21 protein-coding genes are annotated in these 22,048 nt (G+C 66.7%); 14 read left to right on the top strand and 7 right to left on the bottom strand.

The annotated features are described in order from the left end of the window. Positions 1-33 precede the first annotated feature (33 nt). The gene (locus tag D6M19_RS08865) at positions 34-372 is read right to left on the bottom strand and encodes a metallopeptidase family protein (protein ID WP_206428493.1); all 339 of its coding nucleotides are present in this window, start codon (positions 370-372) and stop codon (positions 34-36) included. A 16-nt stretch (positions 373-388) separates the two neighbouring features. Next, positions 389-1,807: a septum formation family protein gene (locus D6M19_RS08860; protein ID WP_123024841.1), complete on the bottom strand. Its 1,419-nt coding sequence runs from the start codon at positions 1,805-1,807 to the stop codon at positions 389-391. Between the two features lie 82 nt (positions 1,808-1,889). Here D6M19_RS08860 and serS point away from each other — a divergent pair, with 82 nt between their 5' ends. Further along, positions 1,890-3,146 carry a serine--tRNA ligase gene (gene serS / locus D6M19_RS08855; RefSeq protein WP_123024840.1) on the top strand — a complete coding sequence of 419 codons (1,257 nt, stop codon included), beginning with the start codon at positions 1,890-1,892 and terminating at the stop codon, positions 3,144-3,146. Here the strand turns inward: serS and D6M19_RS08850 are convergent. Beyond that, on the bottom strand, positions 3,143-3,730 hold the full coding sequence (locus D6M19_RS08850; protein WP_234834782.1) for a TetR/AcrR family transcriptional regulator: 588 nt from the start codon (positions 3,728-3,730) through the stop codon (positions 3,143-3,145). The two genes, serS and D6M19_RS08850, sit on opposite strands and share 4 nt — an antisense overlap. Before the next feature lie 48 nt (positions 3,731-3,778). Between D6M19_RS08850 and D6M19_RS08845 the strand changes: the two genes are divergently transcribed. Then, positions 3,779-4,471, top strand: coding sequence for a molybdopterin-dependent oxidoreductase (locus D6M19_RS08845; RefSeq protein WP_123024838.1), 693 nt, complete (start codon positions 3,779-3,781; stop codon positions 4,469-4,471). Here the strand turns inward: D6M19_RS08845 and D6M19_RS08840 are convergent. Then, entirely contained in the window at positions 4,468-4,809 is a 342-nt protein-coding gene (locus D6M19_RS08840) for a hypothetical protein (RefSeq protein WP_234834781.1), read from the bottom strand. The genes D6M19_RS08845 and D6M19_RS08840 overlap by 4 nt on opposite strands. Beyond that, positions 4,806-6,356: an MBL fold metallo-hydrolase gene (locus tag D6M19_RS08835; protein WP_123024836.1), complete on the bottom strand. Its 1,551-nt coding sequence runs from the start codon at positions 6,354-6,356 to the stop codon at positions 4,806-4,808. The genes D6M19_RS08840 and D6M19_RS08835 overlap by 4 nt, the downstream gene beginning before the upstream one ends. A 140-nt stretch (positions 6,357-6,496) precedes the next feature. Here D6M19_RS08835 and D6M19_RS08830 point away from each other — a divergent pair, with 140 nt between their 5' ends. Genes D6M19_RS08830 through D6M19_RS08820 form a run of 3 tightly spaced genes read left to right on the top strand, consistent with a single transcriptional unit; the run spans position 6,497 to position 8,840 of the window. After that, positions 6,497-7,270, top strand: a complete 774-nt coding sequence (locus tag D6M19_RS08830) for a lysophospholipid acyltransferase family protein (RefSeq protein ID WP_123024835.1) — start codon at positions 6,497-6,499, stop codon at positions 7,268-7,270. Positions 7,271-7,275: 5 nt separating this feature from the next. Then, on the top strand, positions 7,276-8,028 hold the full coding sequence (locus D6M19_RS08825; RefSeq protein ID WP_123025026.1) for a lysophospholipid acyltransferase family protein: 753 nt from the start codon (positions 7,276-7,278) through the stop codon (positions 8,026-8,028). After that, complete coding sequence (locus D6M19_RS08820) at positions 8,025-8,840, top strand: HAD family hydrolase (protein WP_123024834.1); 816 nt, start codon at positions 8,025-8,027, stop codon at positions 8,838-8,840. The genes D6M19_RS08825 and D6M19_RS08820 overlap by 4 nt, the downstream gene beginning before the upstream one ends. A gap of 3 nt (positions 8,841-8,843) precedes the next feature. Here D6M19_RS08820 and D6M19_RS08815 read toward each other — a convergent pair whose 3' ends face one another. Together D6M19_RS08815 and D6M19_RS08810 are read right to left on the bottom strand one after the other, a co-directional pair. Next, positions 8,844-10,463, bottom strand: a complete 1,620-nt coding sequence (locus D6M19_RS08815; protein WP_123024833.1) for an N-acetylmuramoyl-L-alanine amidase — start codon at positions 10,461-10,463, stop codon at positions 8,844-8,846. Between the two features lie 177 nt (positions 10,464-10,640). After that, positions 10,641-11,546: a hypothetical protein gene (locus D6M19_RS08810; RefSeq protein WP_123024832.1), complete on the bottom strand. Its 906-nt coding sequence runs from the start codon at positions 11,544-11,546 to the stop codon at positions 10,641-10,643. 168 nt (positions 11,547-11,714) lie between these two features. On the opposite strand from D6M19_RS08810, the gene glf reads away from it, so the two are divergent. From glf to D6M19_RS08765, 9 genes are all read left to right on the top strand, one after another. Beyond that, entirely contained in the window at positions 11,715-12,908 is a 1,194-nt protein-coding gene (gene glf, locus D6M19_RS08805; protein ID WP_123024831.1) for a UDP-galactopyranose mutase, read from the top strand. After that, positions 12,905-14,800, top strand: coding sequence for a glycosyltransferase (locus D6M19_RS08800; protein ID WP_123024830.1), 1,896 nt, complete (start codon positions 12,905-12,907; stop codon positions 14,798-14,800). The genes glf and D6M19_RS08800 overlap by 4 nt, the downstream gene beginning before the upstream one ends. After that, a complete protein-coding gene (locus D6M19_RS08795; RefSeq protein ID WP_123024829.1) occupies positions 14,793-15,314 on the top strand; it encodes a phosphatase PAP2 family protein in 522 nt (173 codons plus the stop codon). Before D6M19_RS08800 ends, D6M19_RS08795 begins: the two co-directional genes overlap by 8 nt. Then, complete coding sequence (locus tag D6M19_RS08790) at positions 15,314-16,273, top strand: decaprenyl-phosphate phosphoribosyltransferase (RefSeq protein ID WP_123024828.1); 960 nt, start codon at positions 15,314-15,316, stop codon at positions 16,271-16,273. The genes D6M19_RS08795 and D6M19_RS08790 overlap by 1 nt, the downstream gene beginning before the upstream one ends. Further along, positions 16,251-18,224, top strand: coding sequence for a terminal beta-(1->2)-arabinofuranosyltransferase (zomB, locus tag D6M19_RS08785; protein WP_234834780.1), 1,974 nt, complete (start codon positions 16,251-16,253; stop codon positions 18,222-18,224). Before D6M19_RS08790 ends, zomB begins: the two co-directional genes overlap by 23 nt. 104 nt (positions 18,225-18,328) lie before the next feature. Next, a complete protein-coding gene (locus tag D6M19_RS08780; protein WP_123024827.1) occupies positions 18,329-19,330 on the top strand; it encodes an alpha/beta hydrolase in 1,002 nt (333 codons plus the stop codon). Between the two features lie 129 nt (positions 19,331-19,459). Beyond that, positions 19,460-20,530: an esterase family protein gene (locus D6M19_RS08775; RefSeq protein WP_123024826.1), complete on the top strand. Its 1,071-nt coding sequence runs from the start codon at positions 19,460-19,462 to the stop codon at positions 20,528-20,530. Positions 20,531-20,662: 132 nt separating this feature from the next. Next, positions 20,663-21,541 (top strand): alpha/beta hydrolase-fold protein, encoded by an 879-nt coding sequence (locus D6M19_RS08770; RefSeq protein WP_123024825.1) that lies wholly within the window; start codon positions 20,663-20,665, stop codon positions 21,539-21,541. 26 nt (positions 21,542-21,567) lie between these two features. Then, positions 21,568-22,044 carry a DUF732 domain-containing protein gene (locus D6M19_RS08765; RefSeq protein ID WP_123024824.1) on the top strand — a complete coding sequence of 159 codons (477 nt, stop codon included), beginning with the start codon at positions 21,568-21,570 and terminating at the stop codon, positions 22,042-22,044. Positions 22,045-22,048 lie beyond the last annotated feature (4 nt).

Raw genomic sequence — 22,048 nt, 5'->3', positions numbered from 1 at the left:
AATCGACGGTTGGCGCGCTGACACTGCCTTGGGTTACGCCCAGCCGAGTTCGTGCAGGCGGTCGTCGTCGATGCCGAAATGGTGGGCGACCTCGTGGATGACGGTGATGGCGACCTCGTCGACGACCTCGTCCTCGGTGTCGCAGACATCAAGAAGGGCATCGCGATAGATCGTGATCGTGTCGGGTAGCGAACCGGCATACCAGGAGTCGCGGTCGGTCAGCGCGATTCCGTGATAGAGCCCCAACAAGTCGGGTTCCTCCTCGTTGCGGCCTTCGACCAGCACGACGACGTTGTCGATCGCCGCGGCCAGGTCGGGCGGGATCAGATCGAGTGCGTCCGATACCAGCTCCTCAAACCGTTGCGGGCTCATCCGCACGGTCACCGGGCTACGCCCCGGGCGGTGGCAGGATCACAGGCTCGGCTGGCGGCGGGCCCGGTGCAGGCCCCGGTGCGGGTCCCGGCGCGGGGGGCGGTGCCAGCGGATCCACGGGCGGAGCCGGTTCTCCCGGCGGCGGTGCAGGCGCCTCCGCGGGCGGCGGGGGCGGCGGGCCGTTGAGGAAGGTGTTGCCGTCGGCGGGGGGTGGCTGCGCGGCAGACGTCGAGGGCGTCTGGGTCGCGGTGCCCGCAGGCTGCTGGCCGTGCTGGTTGGACTGCGTCTGCTGGGTCGACTGGCTGGACTGGCTGGAGCCGCTCTGGTCGTAGCCGCTGCTGCTCTGGCTCGACGACGACGTGTCGGGCATCGGGATCGGCGGGAAGTTCAGCCGCTCCTCGGGGATGTCCGGCGGCGGGATCGGCGGCTGCCCGTTGATCTGCAGCGGACCCCTGGCGCTGTTGAGCAGGGTCGACCAGCCGCCGTTGCCGAGCGTGGCGCCGATGCTGCACGACACCTGGTGGCTGCCGGCCGACCAGCTGGGCAGCGAGATGGTGCTGTAGATCAGCGTGAGCGTCGTGCTTCGCAACTGGATGGGGGCGAGGTAGGCGTCGGTCATCCGGGTGCACGCGTCCTTGATGAACGCATCCTGTTCCGGTTCGGGCGGCAAACCGGCGGGGAACTTCTCGGCGACGTTGACCGCGCCGGTCACCTCCATGGCGTGCGGTCCCGCGCAGTCGACCGGGATGTCGGTGGGCTGGTTGGTGGACGGGTCGATGCCAAGACACGTGCCTGCGGGCCAGACCTTGGACTGGTCGATTTCAGCGACCTTGCCCTGGAACGCGAGTTGGGAGTTGTTGACGCCGGGCAGTTGCAGGCCGCACAGCATGCGGCGCTCACCGGACTGGCGCCAGGCCTTGTCGCCCGCCCACATCATGCTGACGGTGAAGCGGCTGTTGGGATCGAACCGCTCGCCGAGATAGCGGCGCACCGCCACCTGGCACTGCTCCTGGCTGATCTGCTGGATGCGCGACGGCGACGGCGGGGCGGCGTCCGGGCCGTACTCGCTGCCGGGGAAGGTCCGCATGTCGACCGACTCGGCGACCTCGAAACGGTGCTCGCCCTTGCAGTCGACCACCTCGGCGGCATCCGGGTTGCGTTCCGGCCAGTTAAGGCAGTCGCCGCCCTTGGACTTGCTGAACGTCTCCGCTCCGCGCATGCCAAGGGTGATCGCGCCTGGGGTAATCGGGCCATCGCCACGCGGCAGCGCGGTCAGCACGCCTGCGATCAGGAGCCCGCCGAGTGCGGTCAGCAACAACGCGCGACGGGTGGATGTGGCGTGCAGACTGCTCCACCAGGCCACCTTCGGAGTGGGGTGTTCTGCCTCGTCAGCGGTCAATCCGACCCGCTCGGGTGCATCCAACATCCGCTCCATTGTGACAGGCGTGGCGGGGGCTGTGACAAGTGAGGCAGATGTAACGTTATGGGGCTGTGCCCGCGGCGGTAGGGTTGCCGCCGTGATCGACCTCAAACTGCTGCGCGAAAACCCGGATGCGGTGCGTGCGTCACAGCGCGCCCGTGGTGAGGATCCCGGCCTCGTCGACGCCCTGTTGCAGGCCGACACCACCCGTCGAGCCGCGGTGTCGGCCGCCGACAATCTGCGTGCCGACCAGAAGGCGGCAAGTAGGAAGGTGGGCTCCGCTTCCAAGGAGGACCGGCCTGCGGTGCTGGCACAGGCGAAGGAACTCGCCGAGAAGGTCAAGGCCGCCGAAGCCGAGCAGTCGGACGCCGAGAAGGCATTGAGTGCGGCGCACATGGCGATATCGAATGTGATCATCGACGGCGTCCCGTCCGGTGGCGAAGACGACTTCGTCGTGCTCGACACCGTCGGCGAACCCCCTGCCATCGTCGATCCGAAAGACCATGTGGCACTGGGCGAATCGCTCGGACTGTTCGACCTGGAGCGCGGCGCGAAGGTTTCTGGGGCGCGGTTCTACTTCCTGACCGGCTACGGCGCGCTTCTGCAGCTCGGCCTCATGCAGCTCGCGGTTCGGCTTGCCGCCGACAACGGCTTCACCCTCGTCATCCCGCCGGTGCTGGTGCGGCCGGAGATCATGGAGGGCACCGGCTTCCTCGGCGCGCACAGCGAGGAGGTGTACCGGCTCGAGGCCGACGACCTCTACCTCGTCGGCACCTCTGAGGTACCGCTGGCCGGCTATCACTCCGACGAGATCCTGGACCTCTCGGCGGGCCCGCTGCGTTATGCCGGCTGGTCGTCGTGCTTCCGGCGCGAAGCAGGCAGCCACGGCAAGGACACCCGCGGGATCATCCGTGTGCACCAGTTCGACAAGGTCGAGGGCTTCGTCTACTGCAAGCCCGAGGATGCGGCGGCCGAACATGGCCGCCTGCTGGGCTGGGAACGCCAGATGCTCGCGAACATCGAAGTGCCCTACCGCGTGATCGACATCGCCGCAGGCGACTTGGGGGCATCCGCCGCGCGCAAATATGACTGCGAGGCGTGGATACCGACCCAGCAGACCTACCGTGAGCTGACGTCGACATCGAACTGCACGACGTTCCAGGCCCGTCGGCTCGCGACCCGCTACCGCGACGAGAACGGCAAGCCGCAGACCGCCGCGACGTTGAACGGAACGTTGGCGACCACCCGCTGGTTGGTGGCGATCCTGGAGAACCACCAGCTGCCCGACGGCAGTGTGCGGGTGCCCGCCGCGCTGGTGCCCTACGTCGGCGTCGAAGTGCTCGAGCCTCGTTAGCCGGATTCCAAGATCTGGTCGGAGCCCAGCAACAGCGACACGGCGTCGTGGAGCACCTCCTCGCGCCCACGGTCGCCGTGGGTGACCGCGAGGAACGGCTGCCCGACGAACAGCGCCATCGTCAGCAGGCAGCGAGCCTCTGCGTCCGCCACCGGGTCGGCGGCGTCCTTGCACACCTCCACGAACAGCACGCGTAGGAAGTCCATCCGCCGCTCGTCCACCCGGGCCAGCCGGGCCGCGACCTGCGGCTCGCGTCGCGCCCAGTCGCGGACCGCGAGCTCGACGGCGAGCAGGTGCGGCGAGGAGCCGGCGTACCCGAAGAGGGTTCGCAGCCGGTCGCGGGCGTCGCCGCCGCGGTCCTCGACGACCTCGATCGCGCGGTCCACCAGCTGCGACTCCCACCGCGCCAGCATCGCGGCCAGCAGCGCGCGGCGGTCGGCGAAGTGGTGGTAGAAGCCGCCCTTGGTGACGCCGAGCGCCGCTGCGACCGACTCGACCCGCACGTGTTCAGGACCGCCAACGGCCAGTGCGCTCAGGCCGGCGTCGACCCAGGCGTCGTGGGAGGTCTGCACTGGTGCTGGCACGAACCATACGCTACCGTATCCATACGCCACCGTATATATGGAGGATCGATGTCTCACCCGCTGCCTCCGGGCCAGGTCGAGGTCGCCAGGTTCCCACGTTTCGGCGCCCATCTGCGGCAACCACCGCCCCCGCTGCCCGCGAACCCCGTCGTACGCCTCGGCGGCCCGCTCGTCCCCGAACCGGCAGTACTCGGCCAGGCCGACCTCGCCGGCCTGCCCCGCCACCAGGTGTCGGCGGACTTTCACTGCGTCGCCGGCTGGTCGGCCACCGGCCTGCAGTGGGGCGGCTTCCGCTTCGCCGAGGCGTACAACGCGCTGATCGCGCCCCACTTGGCACCCGGGGCCACCCCGGCGTACGTCACGGCACTGGGCCTCGACGGGTGGCGGGCGACCATCTATCTGGAAGACCTACTGGCCGAGGACGTGCTGCTCGCCGACGAACTCGACGGCAGGCCGCTGCAGCCCGAGCACGGCGGCCCGCTGCGGCTGGTCAGCCCGGCGCAGTACGGGTTCATGAGCGTCAAGCACCTGTCCCGGCTAGACGTGCACGAGACGGACCCGGGATGGCCGCGGCGGGTGCGCGTGGTGAGCCCGCACCCGCGCGCGCGGGTGGCGCGGGAGGAGCGGCGGGCCGACCTGCCCGGCCTCGTCTCCCGGGCAATTTATCGGCCGCTGCTTGGGACCTTCTTACGCGTGGCCGGTGCGGGCGAAGACGGCCGACCGGTGGGCGCAGGACGCTAGCCGGATGCGAGTAGTTCGTCGAGCATGGCGAGGAACTCCTTGGGCCGCTGCGGGGTGAACGCCGGCTTCGGTCGCGCGCCTTCCACGTCGAGCGTCACCAACGTCGACTTGATTGGGCGCCACACGTCCAGCGGCAGCCAGCGGCGCAGATCCGAGCTGCCCCAGATGCGGAACCGCTGAGTGAGCATGCCGAGCGGTTCGGCCTTGTAGCCGCGGATCGCTCGCAGCGGAATGATCTTCGATGTACCCGACGGAAAGTGATACCGCCGCAGCGTGAGCGCCTGCCGGTCGAGTTGGACCAGACCGTCGTCGTAGTACTGCCGCGGCGCGGCGCTCACAGCCGCTCGCTGCGCAACTCGTGGCCCTTGGACGTCAGGCATCGGCCGGTGTCCAGATTCCATTGCCAGCCATGCAGATTGCACGTCAGCGCCGACCCTTCCACCACGCCGAACTTGGACAGGTCGGCCTTGAGGTGCGGGCAGCGGCGCTGTATCCGGTAACCGTCCAGCTCGATCGAGGACGAGTCGTCGTGCGCCTCGGCGAACCAGCCGTCCGCATAGGCGATGCGTTCGTCGGTCAGGCACTTGAAGAACGTGTACAGATACTCGTTGTAGCCGCCGACCCGCCACGCTGCGAAGCGGGTGGACAAGAAGATCGTGTTGACCCAGTCGGGTTCGTTGTCGCGCAGCACCGTTCGCACCAGCTCCGGTGCGATGGCGAAACCGTAGCGGAACTTCTCGTCCTGAATCGGTTCGCGCACAGCGCGTTTCGGGAAATCCAAGACTATGGTCTCTGCGCCGAGGCGTAGCTCGACCGGATAGCCGATGCCGTCGCAGATCTGGTCGCTCTGGCTCATGATCGGCTCGAACCTCGCACGCAACGGCTCGAGCAGAGACTCACCCTCTGCGGGTGCCCAGCGGGCCTTCTCGGCCGCCAGCACGGGCGCCATTCGGTCGGCGTAATCGGCGATGTAGTCCGCCTTGCCGGTGGTGAAGATCGCCTCGACCTCGTCATCGGGCAGCGGATGTGTCACCGAGTTGCACTGTGAGCCAGTGAAATCGGCGGTCGAGCCGGGAATCAGCAGCAGTCCACCGTCATGCCCGTGGCGTCGCATCTGGTCGAGGAACACGATCTGGTCGGGGAAGATGTTGGCCGGGTCGTCGTGGTCGTCGTTGAGGTCGCGCAGTTCCGGGTCCAGAAAGCACGGCGGGCCGGCCGACGGGATCACCCAGGTGGCGCCGACCTGAGCGATGTACTGGCGAGAGCGGTCCATCTGCCGCTGCCGCTTCTGCGTGCCGAACGCTTCCTTGGCTCGCCCAGGCATGTCGTAGACCATCGGATACCAGATCGCACCCGAGTACTGCAGCATGTGCACGTCCACCTGGCCGAAATCCGCATGCACCACGTCGAGGTCGACGGGCCGCGCGTCGTTCATGTTGAACGCCACCGTTTCTCCGTCGTCGACAACAAGACCGGAGTCGCCGATCGGCCCATCGGCGGGCGCGCGCAGCGCGATGATCATCACGTCGAGATCGCCCTTCGGCCCGCTGACCGTGTGCTTGATGGAATCGGTGGTCTCGAAGAAGCGGTGAAAGCCAAGCTTTTCCAGCTCGCGACGCAGATCGGGCACCGGGAAGTCGGGCAGCAGCACGACCGCGTCCTTGCTGACGTGCGCACGCAGGTTCTCCGGATCGAAATGGTCCTTGTGCAGGTGCGACACGTAGAGGTAGTCACAGTCGCCGAGGGCATCCCAGTCCAGCCCGCTGTTGTCGGGGAACGGGAACCACGACGCGAAGTACGCCGGGTTCACCCATGGATCGCACAGAATGCTCCCGGCCTGCGTGTCGATCCGGAAACCGGCGTGCCCGACGCTCGTGACCTGCACCAATGGCCTTTCTCTGGGATATGTCGTTCAGGCCGATTCTAGTGGGACGAGACGTCGCCGCGTTCCACGACAGCGCTAGCGTCGCAACGGCCAGGTCGGCACTGGTTCGCCGGGAACGTCACGACGCTAGGCTGCCAGGTGTGGAACCCGTCTACGGCACCGTCATCCAACTCGCCCGCCTGGCCTGGCGGCTGCAGGGGTTGACGTTCAAGATCACGGGGGTGGAGAACCTGCCGCTGACCGGCGGCGCCGTCGTGGCGATCAACCACACCAGCTACTTCGACTTCACCTTCGCCGGGCTGCCTGCCTACAAGCAGAAGCGCGGACGCAAGGTGCGGTTCATGGCCAAGAAAGAGGTCTTCGACCACAAGATCACCGGCCCGATCATGCGCAGCCTGCGGCACATCGAGGTGGATCGCGACAGCGGCGCGGAATCGTTCTCGCAGGCCTGCCTGAAGCTCAAGGAAGGCGAGCTGGTCGGCGTGTACCCGGAGGCCACCATCAGCCGCAGCTTCGAGATCAAGCAGTTCAAGTCCGGCGCGGCCAGGATGGCGATCGCCGCCGATGTGCCGATCGTGCCGCACATCGTCTGGGGCGCACAGCGGATCTGGACCAAGGGGCATCCGAAGAACATGTGGCGGCCCAAAGTTCCGATCTCGGTGGCCGTCGGGGAACCGATCCCGCCGACCCTGCCCGCGACCGAGCTGACCGCCCTTCTGCATACGCGCATGCAACACCTGCTGGAACAGGTGCAGGACGACTACGGGCCGTACCCGCCCGGCGCGTTCTGGGTGCCCCACCGGCTCGGTGGCGGAGCGCCGACGCTGGCCGAGGCGAACCAGATGGATGCCGACGAGGCCGCTGAAAAGACCGCGCGCCGCGAAGAGCGAGGGCAAGCGGGAAGCTCGGAGTAGTGCCGATGGAACCGGTTTTCCGCACGTTGGAGATCGCCTGCTCGACCGGTGTGGCCGTCTCCGGAAGTCGCATCACCTATCTCGGTCTGGAGAACATCCCGGACCGCGGCGGCGCCGTCATCGCGATCAACCACACCAGCTACATCGACTGGATGCCAGCCGCGCTGGCGGCATACAAGAGGGGTCGGCGGCTGCGATTCATGATCAAACAGGAGATGACGGAAGTGAAGATCGTCAACTTTCTGATCAAACACACGGGGACGATCCCGGTAGACAGGACGGCGGGTGCGGGCGCATACGGTGTGGCGGTGGAGCGGTTGCGTGCGGGCGAACTCGTCGCCGTGTATCCGGAGGCCACCATCAGCCGCAGCTTCGAGCTCAAGGAGTTCAAGTCGGGTGCGGCGCGCATGGCGGTCGAGGCGCAGGTGCCGATCATCCCGCTGATCGTCTGGGGTGCCCACCGGCGCTGGACCAAGGACCATCCACGCAAGCTCGGCCGCGCGAAGATCCCGATGATCGTCAAGGTCGGCGAACCCGTGCCGCCCGCAGAAACCGTCCAACAGACCGACGCGGCGATGCGGGACGCGATGACCACCGTTTTGCACGGCGTTCAGCAGACCTACGAGCATCCCGAAGGGGTGTACTGGGTACCTCGGCGGCTGGGTGGTTCGGCGCCGACGATGGCCGAGGCGAAATTGCTCGATGAGATCGAGCTGGCTGAGCGCGCCCGTAAACAAGCAGAGCGACAGAGTAAGTGACCCTGCCCGCGCTGATCGCCAGCGATGTGGACGGCACGCTGATCGGCGACGACGAGAAGATCAGCCCGCGTACCCGCAGCGCCGTGCGCGCCGCGGTGGATGCGGGCACGCAGTTCGTGTTGGCGACCGGCCGTCCGCCGCGGTGGGTGCATCCTGTGGTCGATGCGCTGGGTTTCGCACCGATGGCGGTGTGTGCGAACGGCGCGGTGATCTACGACCCGGCCACCGACCGGATCCTGTCCGCGCGAACTCTGTCGGCCGACCAGCTGGCTGAGCTCGCCGAGATCGCCACCCGCGTCATCCCCGGCGCGGGCCTCGCGGTGGAGCGGGTGGGCAGCAGCGCGCACGACGCGGCCACCCCGCAGTTCGTCAGCTCGCCCGGCTACGAACACGCCTGGCTCAACCCGGACAACACCGAGGTGTCTGTGGAAGACCTGCTCGCTGCGCCTGCGGTCAAGCTGCTGATCCGCAAGGCCGGCGCGCTTAGCTCCGACATGGCTGCCGAGCTCGTCAAACATGTTGGGCTGCAGGGGGATATCACCTACTCGACGAACAACGGCCTCATCGAGGTGGTGCCGCTTGGCATCAGCAAGGCCACCGGTGTCGAAGAGGTGGCCCGGCCATACGAGATCACCGCGCAGGACGTGGTGGCGTTCGGCGACATGCCCAACGACATCCCACTGCTGCGCTGGGCAGGTCTCGGTGTGGCGATGGGCAATGCCCACCCCGAGGCGGTTGACGCCGCCGACGAGGTCACGGCGTCCAACACCGACGACGGTATTGCCCGCGTGCTGGAACGCTGGTGGCTTTAGCCCTTAGCTCGGATCGATCGGTTTGATCCGCTCGAGCTGCACGGGCGGCCCGTCGACCGACGGCGGCGGCAGCTCTTCGGGCACACCGTCGATAACCCTTGTCACGGTGCCGTTTTCGCGATCGAAGTTCAAGGTGCCGTGCTGGAAGTTCTGCACGATCCACTGCGGTTCGGCAATTTCACCGCTGGTGGGCAGGCCGAGCGCGCCGCGTTCGTACCCGAGTGACGCCCACGCCTCGTAGATCGCTCCGGTGAGGGGTTCTGCTCCGCTCTGCGGCGACCAGTAGACCGCGCCCTTGTCGAACGTGACGTAGCGGGCGCTGCCCTCACCGGCCGCCTCTGGTGATCGGGGTGCGCCGAGCGGGCTGTTCTCCTTGCCCATCGACTCCCACTTGGCCAGGATCGCCCCACCGCGAAGCTGGTCGGTGAGGCTCGGGGGCGGCAGGGGTTCGTTGAAACGCGCCGCGATGTCGCGGATCTGGTCCATCACCGCGTATGCGGCGTTGCCTGGACAGTCGGTGTTGCCGACGTCGCGGTGGGTGAAGATCGACGGCAGGGTCGGGGTGGCACCGCGTGGGAAGTGGGTGAACGAGCCGCCCTCGGAGGTGAGTACGACCGTGCCCCTCGGATCGACGTGATCGATCCCCAACCGCCAGCCGAGCAGTCGTCCGACGGTGCGTATCTGGATCGGTGTCGGCGGCACGACGTCGAAATTGCCGAGCATCGCCACCGCCCAGGTGTTCTTGTTGAAGCCACCGGTGTGGGCGCCCTCTACCGGTTTGTCCATGCCGCCTGCGCGGCCCTCGAATACCTGTCCGTACTTGTCGACCAACGCGTTGTAGGCGATGTCGCACCAGCCCAATGTTCGGGTGTGGTACGCGTAGATGGACCGGACGATCGCCGCGGAGTCCTGCGGTCCGTAGTCGTTGCTTCCCGCGGTGTGATGGACGATGCCCGCGCGTACACCGTTGTCGTACACCGTGTTCGGGCACTTCATCGACTCGTCGGCACCCCACTGCGCGCGGGTGATGATGGTGGGCGGCTGGCCCGGCGGCGTCACCGCGTTGGGCAGCGGCAGGTCACCCATCGGGGTCTGCGGCGGGCTGATCAGTACGGCGTTCACGTTCTGCCCGAACGGCTGATTGGTGTTGGCGGGGATATAGCCCAGGTCCGGCTTGGCCGGTTCGGTCTCCACCTGCTTCTGCGGGGTCGACGCCGTCGCGCCGCCGGGTCGGGTGACCGAGATCTGCACCGTGGTGGTGAGCCCGACGAAGACGGGCTCTGTGCCGCGTGGCGCGGTGGACCCGTCGCCGACGCCGTCGAGGTTCTCCGCCTCGTACCACGGGCCCCATGAGCCGTCGGACTTCTTCGCCCGTATCCGTGCCGAGGTACCGCTGAGGTCGGCCGCGGTCAGTGCGACGAGGGAGAACGGCGTGTCCTGGTGGACTTCGCGGACGGTCTCGCCGCCGCCGAGGCCGGTCAACGGCTGCTGAGCCAGCTGGGTCTGCTCGGCCAGCGGCCGCCGGTCCTCATCGAACGGTGTGCTAGGAAGCGCCCACGGAAGGATCACCACTGTGCCCGCGATCGCGGTGAACAGCATCGGGTGGTGGCGACGGGACCGCACGGACCGATGTTACGTATGAGTCAGTTGTTACCAGTGTTTCGACACGGTCGAACTGCGTGCTTACTTAGTCGAACTGCGTGCTTACTTATTTGTGTCTAAGTCCTGCTGTGTGTGTACGTCCTGCAACGGCGCCGCAGAACCCGCCACTTGGCTCTGCGGCGCCGTTTGGGGACAGGACTATCCGGCGGGTGCCGGTGCGGGGACCGGGGCTGCCGCCGCGGCGGGCTTCATCGCCGAGGTGATCATCGGCATCACCACCCCCTTGAGAAGGTCGATCGCCTGGCCGGCACCCAATTGCTGTGCCGCGTTGCTGAGTTCGCCGAAGATGCCGCCGCCGCCGGTGCTCGCCGCGGGCATGGCGCCCAAGCCGAGCCCGGGGTCGCCGCCGAGGATCGGGTAGGTACCCGCAGCGGGATCGAGCCCGATCGGCGCGGAGATCGGCACCTCGCCCGGCGCGGGCAGGCCCGCGGCGTTGCTGATCGGCGTCGTGGCCAGCGCCGAGTCGAGACCGGTGACCGGAGGCGTCGTCAGACCGCCGGGCAGCGCCCCGGTCGGGCTGGTCAGCGCGGGATTGAGGGCCGGGTTGGCCGCTGTCGCCGCATCGGCCGCCAGCCCAGGCATGCCCGCGGGACCTCCCGGAGTCGGAAGCGCCGGGTTGGTCAACGCGGGGTTGGTCAATGCCGGGTCGGCCAGTGCCGCCGCCGGGTCGGTGCCGAGCGCAGGCGTGGTCAGCCCCGGGGTCAGCGCCGGGCTGGTGAGGCCGGGCGTGAGGGCAGGCGACGTCAGACCCGGCGACGCGAGGGAGCCGGGGGCGGTCAAGGTCGTCGGCATCGCCGCGTCTGCGCCTGCCAGACCGGTGGGCATGGAAGGCAAGTTGATACCGAACTGCGACAGACCTTGGGACAGCGCCGACATAAGCTCGTTGGGCAAGTCGGTGACCATGGCGGCAGAGCGGAACTCACGGGGTTGTGGCGCGGGCTCGGTCATCTCGGAAATGGCGGAAATGGCGAATGGACTCACGACGGCCAGGGCGGCGACCGCACTCGTGGCTGTCGAGAGCCTGCGTCGACGTCGGTTAGGCACGGGAAGTCTCCTCAATATGTGGACTACGTAGCACTGGGTGGTACGTGAACGATGGTACGGATGTGACTGCTGTGACTAAAGTGACGAGACGCAATTGTGAGCGAATGGAGACCTTGAGCCGCTGTTGGATTCGGGCTGGGGCAGCCCGGTCCGATACCCTGGCTGCCGATGACCGCTCGTTTTGACCTCTTTGTCGTCGGTTCCGGTTTCTTCGGTCTGACGATTGCCGAACGTGTGGCGACCCAGCTGGACAAGCGCGTCCTGGTGCTGGACCGGCGCCCACATATCGGCGGCAACGCCTATTCCGAACCGGAGCCGCAGACCGGTATCGAGGTGCACCGCTACGGTGCGCACCTATTTCACACCTCCAACAAAAAGGTGTGGGACTACGTGCGGCAGTTCACTGACTTCACCGACTACCAGCACCGGGTCTTCGCCATGCACAACGGGCAGGCCTACCAATTCCCGATGGGCCTTGGCCTGGTGGCGCAGTTCTTCGGCAAGTACTTCACGCCGGACGAGGCCAGGCAGCTGATCAAGGAGCAGTCCGCCGAGATCGACACCGCCGAAGCGCAGAACCTCGAGGAGAAGGCCATCTCGCTGATCGGCCGCCCACTGTATGAGGCGTTCGTCAAGGGTTATACGGCCAAGCAGTGGCAGACCGATCCCAAGGAGCTGCCCGCCGCCAATATCGCCCGGCTGCCGGTGCGCTACAACTTCAACAACCGCTACTTCAACGACACCTACGAGGGCCTGCCGGTCGACGGCTACACCGCGTGGCTGAAGAACATGGCCGCCGACGACCGCATCGAGGTGCGGCTGGACACCGACTGGTTCGACGTGCGTGACGCGCTGCGTGCTGAAAGCCCGGACGCCCCGGTCGTCTACACCGGTCCGCTGGACCGCTACTTCGACTATGCCGAGGGTCGACTCGGCTGGCGCACACTGGATTTCGAACTCGAAGTGCTGCCAACCGGCGACTTCCAGGGCACCCCGGTGATGAACTACAACGACCTGGACGTGGCCTACACCCGCATCCACGAGTTCCGGCATTTCCACCCGGAACGGGACTACCCGACCGACAAGACCGTGATCATGCGGGAGTACTCGAGATTCGCCGACGACGAAGACGAGCCCTACTACCCGATCAACACCGAAAGCGATCGCGCGCTGCTGACCGCCTACCGCGCCAGGGCCAAGGCCGAAACCACCGGTGCCGGAGTGTTGTTCGGCGGCCGGCTGGGCACCTACCAGTACCTCGACATGCACATGGCGATCGCCAGCGCGCTGAACATGTACGACAACGTCCTCGCTCCGCACCTGCGCGACGGTGCGCCCCTGCACGAAAGCGATCCGGAATGACAGGCACGAGCGCGGTCAGCCTGCTTTCCCGCATCATCCTGCCGCGCCCCGGCGAACCGCTCGACGTCCGCAAGCTCTACATCGAAGAGTCGAACACCAACGCCCGCCGCGCGCACTCCGCCACCAGGACAACGCTGCAGATCGGTGCCGAATCGGAGGTGTCGTTCTCCACCTACTTCAACGCGTTCCCGGCGAGCTACTGGCGGCGCTGGTCCATCCTGCAGTCGGTGGTGTTGCGCGCGGAGGTGACCGGGACTGGTCGCGTCGACGTGTACCGAAGCAAAGCCACCGGCGCTCGGATCTTCGTGGAGGGCAGACCGTTTCACCATGACGGGGGAGAGCCTGCGGGGGTCGAATTCGAAATCGGCCTCGAGCCGTTCGAAGACGGCGGCTGGATCTGGTTCGACATCACCAGCGACAGCCCGGTCACCCTGCATGACGCGGGCTGGTACGCACCGCAGCCCGCCCCGGGCACGGCGAACATCGCGGTCGGCATGCCGACGTTCAACCGGCCAGACGACTGTGTCAACACCCTGCGTGCGTTGACGTCAGACCCGTTGGTGGACAAGGTGATCGGCGCTGTCATCGTGCCTGACCAGGGTCGCGACAAGCTGCGCGACCACCCGGAGTTCACCGAGGCCGCCGCGCCGTTGGGAAATCGGCTGTCGATCCACAACCAACCCAATCTCGGTGGTTCGGGCGGCTACAGCCGGGTCATGTACGAGGCGCTGAAGAACACCGACTGTCAGCAGATCCTGTTCATGGACGACGACATCCGCGTCGAGCCGGATTCGATCCTGCGGGCGTTGGCGATGAACAGGTTCGCCAAGACGCCGATGCTCGTCGGCGGCCAGATGCTCAACCTTCAGGACCCGGCACATCTGCACGTGATGGGCGAGGTGGTCGGCCGCGGCGACTTCATGTGGACCAACGCGCCACATACCAAGTACGACCACGATTTCGCGCGATACCCGTTGAATGACCGGTACTCCGACTCCAAGCTGCTGCACCGCCGCATCGACGTCGACTACAACGGTTGGTGGATGTGCATGATCCCGCGTGCGGTCGCCGACGAGCTGGGTCAGCCATTGCCGCTTTTCATCAAGTGGGACGACGCCGATTACGGGCTGCGCGCCGCCGAGCACGGCTACCCCACCGTCACCATGCCTGGCACCGCGATCTGGCACATGGCCTGGAGTGACAAGGACGACGCCATCGACTGGCAGGCCTATTTTCACCTACGCAACCGGTTGGTGGTCGCGGCGCTGCACTGGGACGGCGACGTGCGGGGCCTGGTTCGCAGCCACCTGAAGGCCACGCTGAAACACCTCTTGTGCCTTGAGTATTCGACGGTGGCCATCCAGAACAAGGCGATGGACGACTTCCTCGCCGGACCTGAGCACATCTTCTCCATCCTGGAGTCGGCCCTTCCCGAGGTACACCGGCTTCGCCGGGAATACCCGGACGCGGTGATCCTGCCTTCGGCCACCCAGTTGGCACCTCCTTCGGGGTTGGTGGGCCGCGTCGGGGAGCCGAAAACCCCGCCAGGCAAAGCGATTCGGCTCATCCGCGGGATTCTGCACAACTTCACCAAGGCGGATTCCGCGCACCACGAGCGGCCGCAGTTGAACGTGCCGACCCAGGACTCGCGTTGGTTTCTGCTGTGCACCGTGGACGGGGTGACGGTCACCACCGCCGACAGCCGTGGCGTGGTGTACCGCCAGCGCGATCGAGCCAAAATGTTCGCGTTGCTGCGGGCGTCACTTCTGCGCCAGCGCAAGCTGCTTCGTCGGTTCGACGACATGCGCAAGGCGTATCGCGACGCGCTCCCGACGCTGTCCGGTGTCCAGCAGTGGGAGGCCGTCTTCCTGGAAGCACCCGCCGATGGCTGATAGCCCGCGCGGCGAGGACGCCGCGTTGGTGGCCGTTCAGTCGGCACTCGCAGATCGGCCGGGCGTGCTCGTGGGCGCGCGTGCCCTCTCGCACTTCGGCGAGCACAGCATCGGCTGGCTTGCCGTCTCGGCGCTCGGCGCGCTGCTTGCGCCACGGAAGCGACGGGAGTGGCTGGCCGTTGGGTTCGGGGCGTTCGCCGCGCACGCCACCGCTGTTGTCATCAAGCGAGTGGTGCGACGGGAGCGCCCGCATCATCCGAGCATCGTCGTCAACGTCGGCACCCCGAGCAGGCTCAGCTTTCCGTCCGCGCACGCCACCTCGACGGCCGCGGCCTCGATACTGATGGCCCGGGTAACGGGATTGCCGCTGCCCCTGTTGCTGGTACCGCCAATGGCGTTGTCCCGGCTGGTTCTCGGCGTGCACTACCCCAGTGATGTGATTACCGGCGTCGCGGTCGGCGCAGTCGTAGCGAAGACGGTAGCGGTTGCGGCGGACCGGGCCGAAGGAGACTGATGAGCATCTCACGTGAAAGCAGTGCAGGCAGCGCGGCGGAGCGCAGCGATGAACCGGCACCGGTGAAGGGTCCCCCGAGCAATGTCGTCACCGGCCTGATCAAGGCGGCCAGACCACGCCAGTGGGTGAAGAACCTACTTGTGCTCATCGCGCCCGTAGCCGCACTCGGAAGCGACGTGAACTACGACTGGCGCGAGGTCGCGGCCAAGGTATCCATCGCGTTCGTGGCGTTCTCGCTTGCCGCGTCGTCGATCTACCTGGTCAACGACGCCCGCGACGTCGAGGCGGACCGCGCCCATCCGACCAAACGGTTCCGGCCCATCGCGGCGGGCGTCGTCCCGGCGTGGCTGGCCTACTGCACGGCCGCGGTGCTTGCGACGGCCTCGCTGGCCGTTTCGTTTTTCCTCGCGACGCCGAACCTGGCAGGCGTGATCGGCGTCTACATCGCCATGCAGCTGGCCTACTGTTTCGGCCTCAAGCATCAAGCAGTGCTCGATATCTGCATCGTGTCCTCGGCCTATCTGATCAGGGCGATCGCAGGTGGTGTCGCAGCGAACATCCCGCTGTCGCAATGGTTCCTGTTGGTGATGACCTTCGGATCGCTGTTCATGGTGGCGGGTAAGCGCTACGCCGAACTGCAGCTCTCGGAGAAGACCGGGGCGAAGATCCGCAAGTCGCTGGAGAGCTATACGTCGACCTACCTTCGGTTCGTCTGGACGCTGTCGGCCACCGCGATGGTGGTCTGCTACGGCCTGTGGGCCTTCGAGCGTGACGGCGCCAACGCATCCTGGTATGCGGTCACCATGATCCCTTTCACGATCGCGATCCTTCGCTATGCCGTCGACGTCGACAGCGGGTTGGCCGGCGAACCGGAGGACATCGCGTTGAAGGACCGGGTACTTCAGCTTCTGGCGGTCGCGTGGATCGGAACCATCGGTGCCGCTGTTCTCTTGGGCTAAGCGCGGGCCTGCGTTTCCCTACGACATCACCACACGCGTCAGCCTGTGGCTGAGCGTGCTCGTCACCGCCGCGCTGTTCAGCTACGGGGCGTGGCAGCGGCGCTGGATCGCCGACGACGGCCTGATCGTATTGCGCACCGTGCGAAACCTGTTGGCGGGCAACGGGCCCGTTTTCAATCAGGGCGAGCGGGTCGAATCGAACACATCAACGTTGTGGACATACCTGAACTACCTGGGCGCTGTGATCGGCGGCCCGACACAGCTCGAATACGTGACGCTGTGGCTGGCGCTGGTGCTCAGCGTCGCAGGCGTCATCTTCCTCATGCTCGGCACCGGGCGGCTGTACGCGCCCAGCCTGCTGGGTCGTCGGGCGCTGCTGCTGCCCGCGGGCGTGCTGGTTTACATCGCGGTGCCGCCGGCCCGCGACTTCGCCACGTCGGGCCTCGAAAACGGTTTGGTGCTGGCCTATCTCGGCCTGCTGTGGTGGCTGATGGTCTGTTGGTCGCAAGCATTGCGCGGCCACCAGGACCCTTCGCAGCGCAATGCGGCCAGCTGGCTCTTCGACGCCGCGGTGGCATTCCTGGCCGGCCTGTCAGTCCTGGTTCGCCCCGAACTCGCCCTCATCGGCGGGCTGGCCCTTGTCATGATGCTGGTCGCCGCGCGCGGATGGCGTCGCCGGATGGTGATCGTCGCCGCGGGCGGACTGCTTCCGGTCGCCTATCAGATCTTCCGGATGGGGTACTACGGATTGCTCTTTCCCCAAACGGCTTTGGCGAAAGACGCCTCGGGCGACAAGTGGACGCAGGGCTGGGTGTACCTCACCAACTTCGACGAGCCCTACCTGCTGTGGGTGCCCGCGCTGCTACTCGCGCTGCTGGCGCTGATCCTGATGATCACCCGCAGTCGCGCATGGTGGATCCGGCGGGCGGCGCCGTACGGCTACAGCAGGCTGGCGCGCATGGTGCAGAGCCCGCCCGCCGTGGTGATGTTCATCGTCTTCAGCGGTCTGCTGCAGGCCGTCTACTGGATTCGGCAGGGCGGCGACTTCATGCACGGCAGGGTCCTGCTGACGCCGATGTTCTGCCTGCTCGCACCCGTAGCGGTGATTCCGGTGTTGCTACCGGACGGCGAGAAGTTCAGCCGGGGTGTCGGATACCAGCTCGCGGGCGTCACCTCGGTGTTGTGGCTCGCCGTGGTCGGCTGGTCGTTGTGGGCGGCCAATTCGCCGGGGATGGGTTCGGACGCCACCCGCGTGACGTATACCGGCATCGTCGACGAACGACGGTTCTACTCGCAGGCCACCGGCCACGCGCACCCACTGACCGCAGCGGACTATCTGGACTACCCGCGGATGCGCGCCGTGGTGGCCGCGCTCGAGAACACCCCCGATGGGGCGCTGCTGCTGCCGTCGGGCAACTACGACCAGTGGGATGTCGTGCCCGCGATACCCCCGCCGCCCGACATGCCCGCGGATCAGCGGAAGGCCTACGTCGGGCCGCACACCGTGTTCTTCACCAACCTCGGGATGCTCGGCATGAACGTCGGCCTCGACGTTCGGGTGATCGATCAGATCGGCCTCGCCAACCCGTTGGCCGCCCACACCGCGCGCCTGCAGGACGGCCGCATCGGCCACGACAAGAACCTCTTCCCCGATTGGGCTGTCGCGGAGGGGCCGTTCCTGAAGACCCCGCCCTACATTCCGCCGTATCTCGACCGCGATTGGATCGCCCAAGCCGAGGCGGCACTGGACTGCCCGGCCACCGAATCGATGCTGACGTCGATCCGTGCGCCGCTTGGTCCGCGGCGGTTCCTGTCGAACGTGCTGCACGCGTATGAGTTCACCTCCTACCGGATCGATCGGGTGCCGATGTACGACCTGATCCGGTGCGGGCTTGAAATACCGCCGCCGTCGGTCCCCGCCTACACCGGACTGCCTGCAACCGGTCCCTGACCTAGGCGATTTGTCACCCGGCTGCGTCTTCTGCTTTGGTAACGCGTCGCCTCGTCGGGGCGATATCCAGTCGACAACCGCCGAAACATGTCCGGCGATGAACCATGAACGGACGGTCAGACCACCAGATGCGCCGCATGCTTGTCGCGCTTGCCGCGATGCTGACGCTTTCGGGCCTGACCGCTGTGATCGGCCCACCCGCTGCCCAGGCGTTCTCCCGTGCCGGGCTGCCGGTGGAGTATCTCGACGTGTACTCATCGGCGATGGGCCGCAGCGTCCGCGTGGAGTTCCAGGCCGGCGGAGGCGCGACGGCGCCGACATCGGGCGGCGGGTCGAAATCGGTCTATCTTCTCGACGGTCTGCGTGCCCAGGACGACTACAGCGGCTGGGACATCAACACCGCGGCATTCGAGTGGTTCAACGGCTCGGGCATCTCGGTCGTGATGCCCGTCGGCGGGCAGTCCAGCTTCTATACGGACTGGTATTCGCCGTCGAGCTTCAACAACCAGACCTATACATATAAGTGGGAGACGTTCCTGACCCAGGAGCTGCCCGCGTGGCTGTCGACCAACAAGGCGGTCAGCCCGACGGGCAACGGCGTGGTCGGGTTGTCGATGTCGGGGGGCGCGGCGCTGATCCTGTCGGCCTACCACCCCGCACAGTTCAGCTACGCCGCCTCGCTTTCGGGTTTCCTGAACCCGTCGGCCGTCTTCATGCAGCAGGCGATTCGGGTCGCGATGCTCGACGCGGGCGGCTTCAACGTCGACAACATGTGGGGCCCGCCGTGGGATCCGTCATGGAAGCGTAATGACCCGCTGCGGCAGGTTTCCCGCATCGTGGCCAACGGCACCCGGCTGTGGATCTACTGCGCGCCCGGCGGCGGCACGGAACTCGATGCAGGCGCAGATCCCAGCCAGGCGCTCAATGCCGACGGCTTGGAGGGGATCGCCCTCAAGAGCAACAAGGACTTCCAATCCGCCTACATAAGGGCAGGTGGCAGCAACGCGACGTTCCAGTTCCCCGCGGCGGGCAACCACGCCTGGCCGTACTGGGCCGGGCAGTTGCAGGCCCTCAAACCAGACCTGATCACAACCCTCAACGGCTGAGGGCGGCGACCAGGGAGGACAGAAGCTGAAGAGAGATATCACATCAAGGTGTGGTTGACTACACGGGCACACGTCACGAGTGGGTCTCGGATTTCGGGTGCGGCATACGACAGATGGGATAGAAGAAGCATGAAGTTCGTTGGGAAGAAGCGCGGCGCCTGGGCGCGCCGGCTCACGGTCGCGGCTCTGGCAGCCGCCGTGCTGCCCGGCCTGGTCAGCGCCGTCGGAGGCTCGGCGACTGCGGGGGCTTTCTCTAGGGCGGGACTACCGGTCGAGTACCTGATGGTGCCGTCCGCGGGAATGGGACGCGACATCAAGGTTCAGTTCCAAAACGGTGGCCCCAATGCGCCGGGCGTCTACCTGCTTGACGGCCTGCGCGCACAGGACGACTTCAACGGCTGGGACATCAACACCCCGGCGTTCGAGTGGTACGTCGACTCCGGTCTCGCCACGATCATGCCGGTCGGCGGCCAGTCCAGCTTCTACAGCGACTGGTATGCGCCTGCCTGCGGCAAGGCGGGTTGCTCCACGTACAAGTGGGAGACCTTCATTACCCAGGAGCTGCCTGCCTACCTGGCGGCCAACAAGGGTGTGAACCCGAACCGCAACGCCGCGGTCGGCCTTTCGATGGCCGGTTCGGCCGCGCTGACGCTGTCGATCTATTACCCGCAGCAGTTCCAGTACGCGGCTTCGCTGTCCGGCTTCCTCAACCTCTCCGAAGGCTGGTGGCCGATGCTGGTCAACACGTCGATGGGTGACGCGGGCGGCTACAAGTCGAAGGACATGTGGGGTCCTTCGAGTGACCCGGCATGGAAGCGCAACGACCCGATGGTCAACATCGCCACGCTGGTGGCCAACGGCACCCGCGTCTGGGTGTACTGCGGTAACGGCAAGCCCGGCGACGTCAACGGCGAGATCGCAGGCGACAACTTCAACGCGAAGTTCCTCGAGGGCTTCACCCTGCGGACGAACAAGACGTTCCAGGAGCAGTACATCGCCGCGGGCGGTAAGAACGGTGTGTTCAACTTCCCGTCCGCCGGTACTCACAGCTGGGAGTACTGGGGCGCGCAGCTGCAGCAGATGAAGCCCGACATCCAGCGCGTGCTGGGTGCGACCCCGCAGCCGTCCAATCCGACACCTGAGCAGGCAGCGGCGACGGCGGCGACCACCGAAACGGCTTCGGCCAGCACAGGCGGCTAAGCGGCTCGGTGTAACAGATGTGTTCGTCTGGCGGCGGTGATCCTTCGGGGTTGCCGCCGTCAGTCGTTTCCGCACCGCGTGGTGATGTGGTTCACTGCATGCGCGGGGACAGCTGAAGGTGAGGGTTGGCAGATGCGCGGGATGATTCGAGCGGTTTTGTCGATGGCGCTGGCGGCGGGCCTGTGGTCCGCGGTGGCGCCGATCGCCAGGGCCGACGGTGTCGAGATGCTGATGGTGCCGTCGGCGGCCATGGGGCGCGACATTCCCGTCGCCTTCCAAGGCGGCGGCCCGCACACGGTCGTACTGCTCGACGCGTTCAACGCAGGCCCTGATGTCAGCAATTGGGTGGGTGCGGGCGCGTTCAACACGCTGGCAGGCAAGGGCATCTCGGTGGCCGCCCCGGCTGGCGGCGCCTGGAGCATGTACACCAACTGGGAGCAGGACGGCAGTAAGCAGTGGGAGACCTTCCTCGCCGACGAGCTGCCTGACTGGCTGGCCGCCAACAAGGGCCTTGCGCCGAACGGACACGGCGTCGTCGGAGCCGCGCAGGGCGGCACGGCTGCGATGACTTTGGCGGCGTTTCACCCCGACCGGTACCGCTACGCCGGCTCGCTGTCGGGTTTCCTGACGCCGTCGAACACGTTCATGAACGGCGCCATCACCGCGGGTCTGGCCCAGTACGGCGGCGTCGATATCCGCAACATGTGGGGTTTGCCACAATTGGGCCGATGGAAGTGGCACGACCCCGATGTGCACATCCAGCTGCTGGCCGACAACAACACCCGGTTATGGGTGTTCAGCCCGACGACCCTCGGATGCGCCGATCCAGCGGCCATGATCGGGTACTGCGATCAGGCCCAGGGCAGCAACCGGACGTTCTATCAGCACTACCGCAGCGTCGGTGGCCACAACGGGCATTTCGACTTCCCGCCGAGCGGCGAGCACGACTGGGGCACGTGGGGCCCGCAGCTGTCCGCGATGTCCGGCGAACTCGTCACGACGATCAAGTGACTCTGTAGCGCCGGTACGTTGGAAGGGTGCAGCACACGGTTCGGCGTTGGCCGAGGTGGTCAGTCGGCGTAGCCGTAGCTACGTCCCTGGTCGCCCCTGTCGTGGGCTGCACGTCGGGCGACGGCATGCTGCCGACGATGTCGGTGCAGCCGCCGTCGACCGTGCAGTCCCGCGCGGAAGCCAAGGGCACCGACCCGCAGATTCCCGATGAGGGTGCGGAGCCGGGCACGCTCACCGTGACCCCGCGGCAGCGGGCTTATCTGGACGCGCTCAAGGCCGCCGGCCTTCGGCCGTCGACGGATCTGCTTGCGCTGAGCATCGGGTCGTATGTTTGCCAGGCGCGCGCGGCCAAGCAATCCGAGGCGGCCGTCCGCGACTACGTGACCCCGTTGGTGCGCGGCGATGTGCACAGCACCCAACTCAATGCGGTTGCGCCGCCTGCGTCCGAGGTGGACGCGGCGACCGCCGACTACATTCGGATCGCTACCGAACGACTCTGCTAGATAA

Origin of the sequence: Mycolicibacterium stellerae (assembly GCF_003719305.1) — a bacterium.
In the GTDB taxonomy this organism is placed as follows: domain Bacteria; phylum Actinomycetota; class Actinomycetes; order Mycobacteriales; family Mycobacteriaceae; genus Mycobacterium; species Mycobacterium stellerae.
The sequence above is the reverse complement of the archived record's forward strand: the minus strand, read 5'-3'. Positions and strand labels throughout refer to the sequence as shown.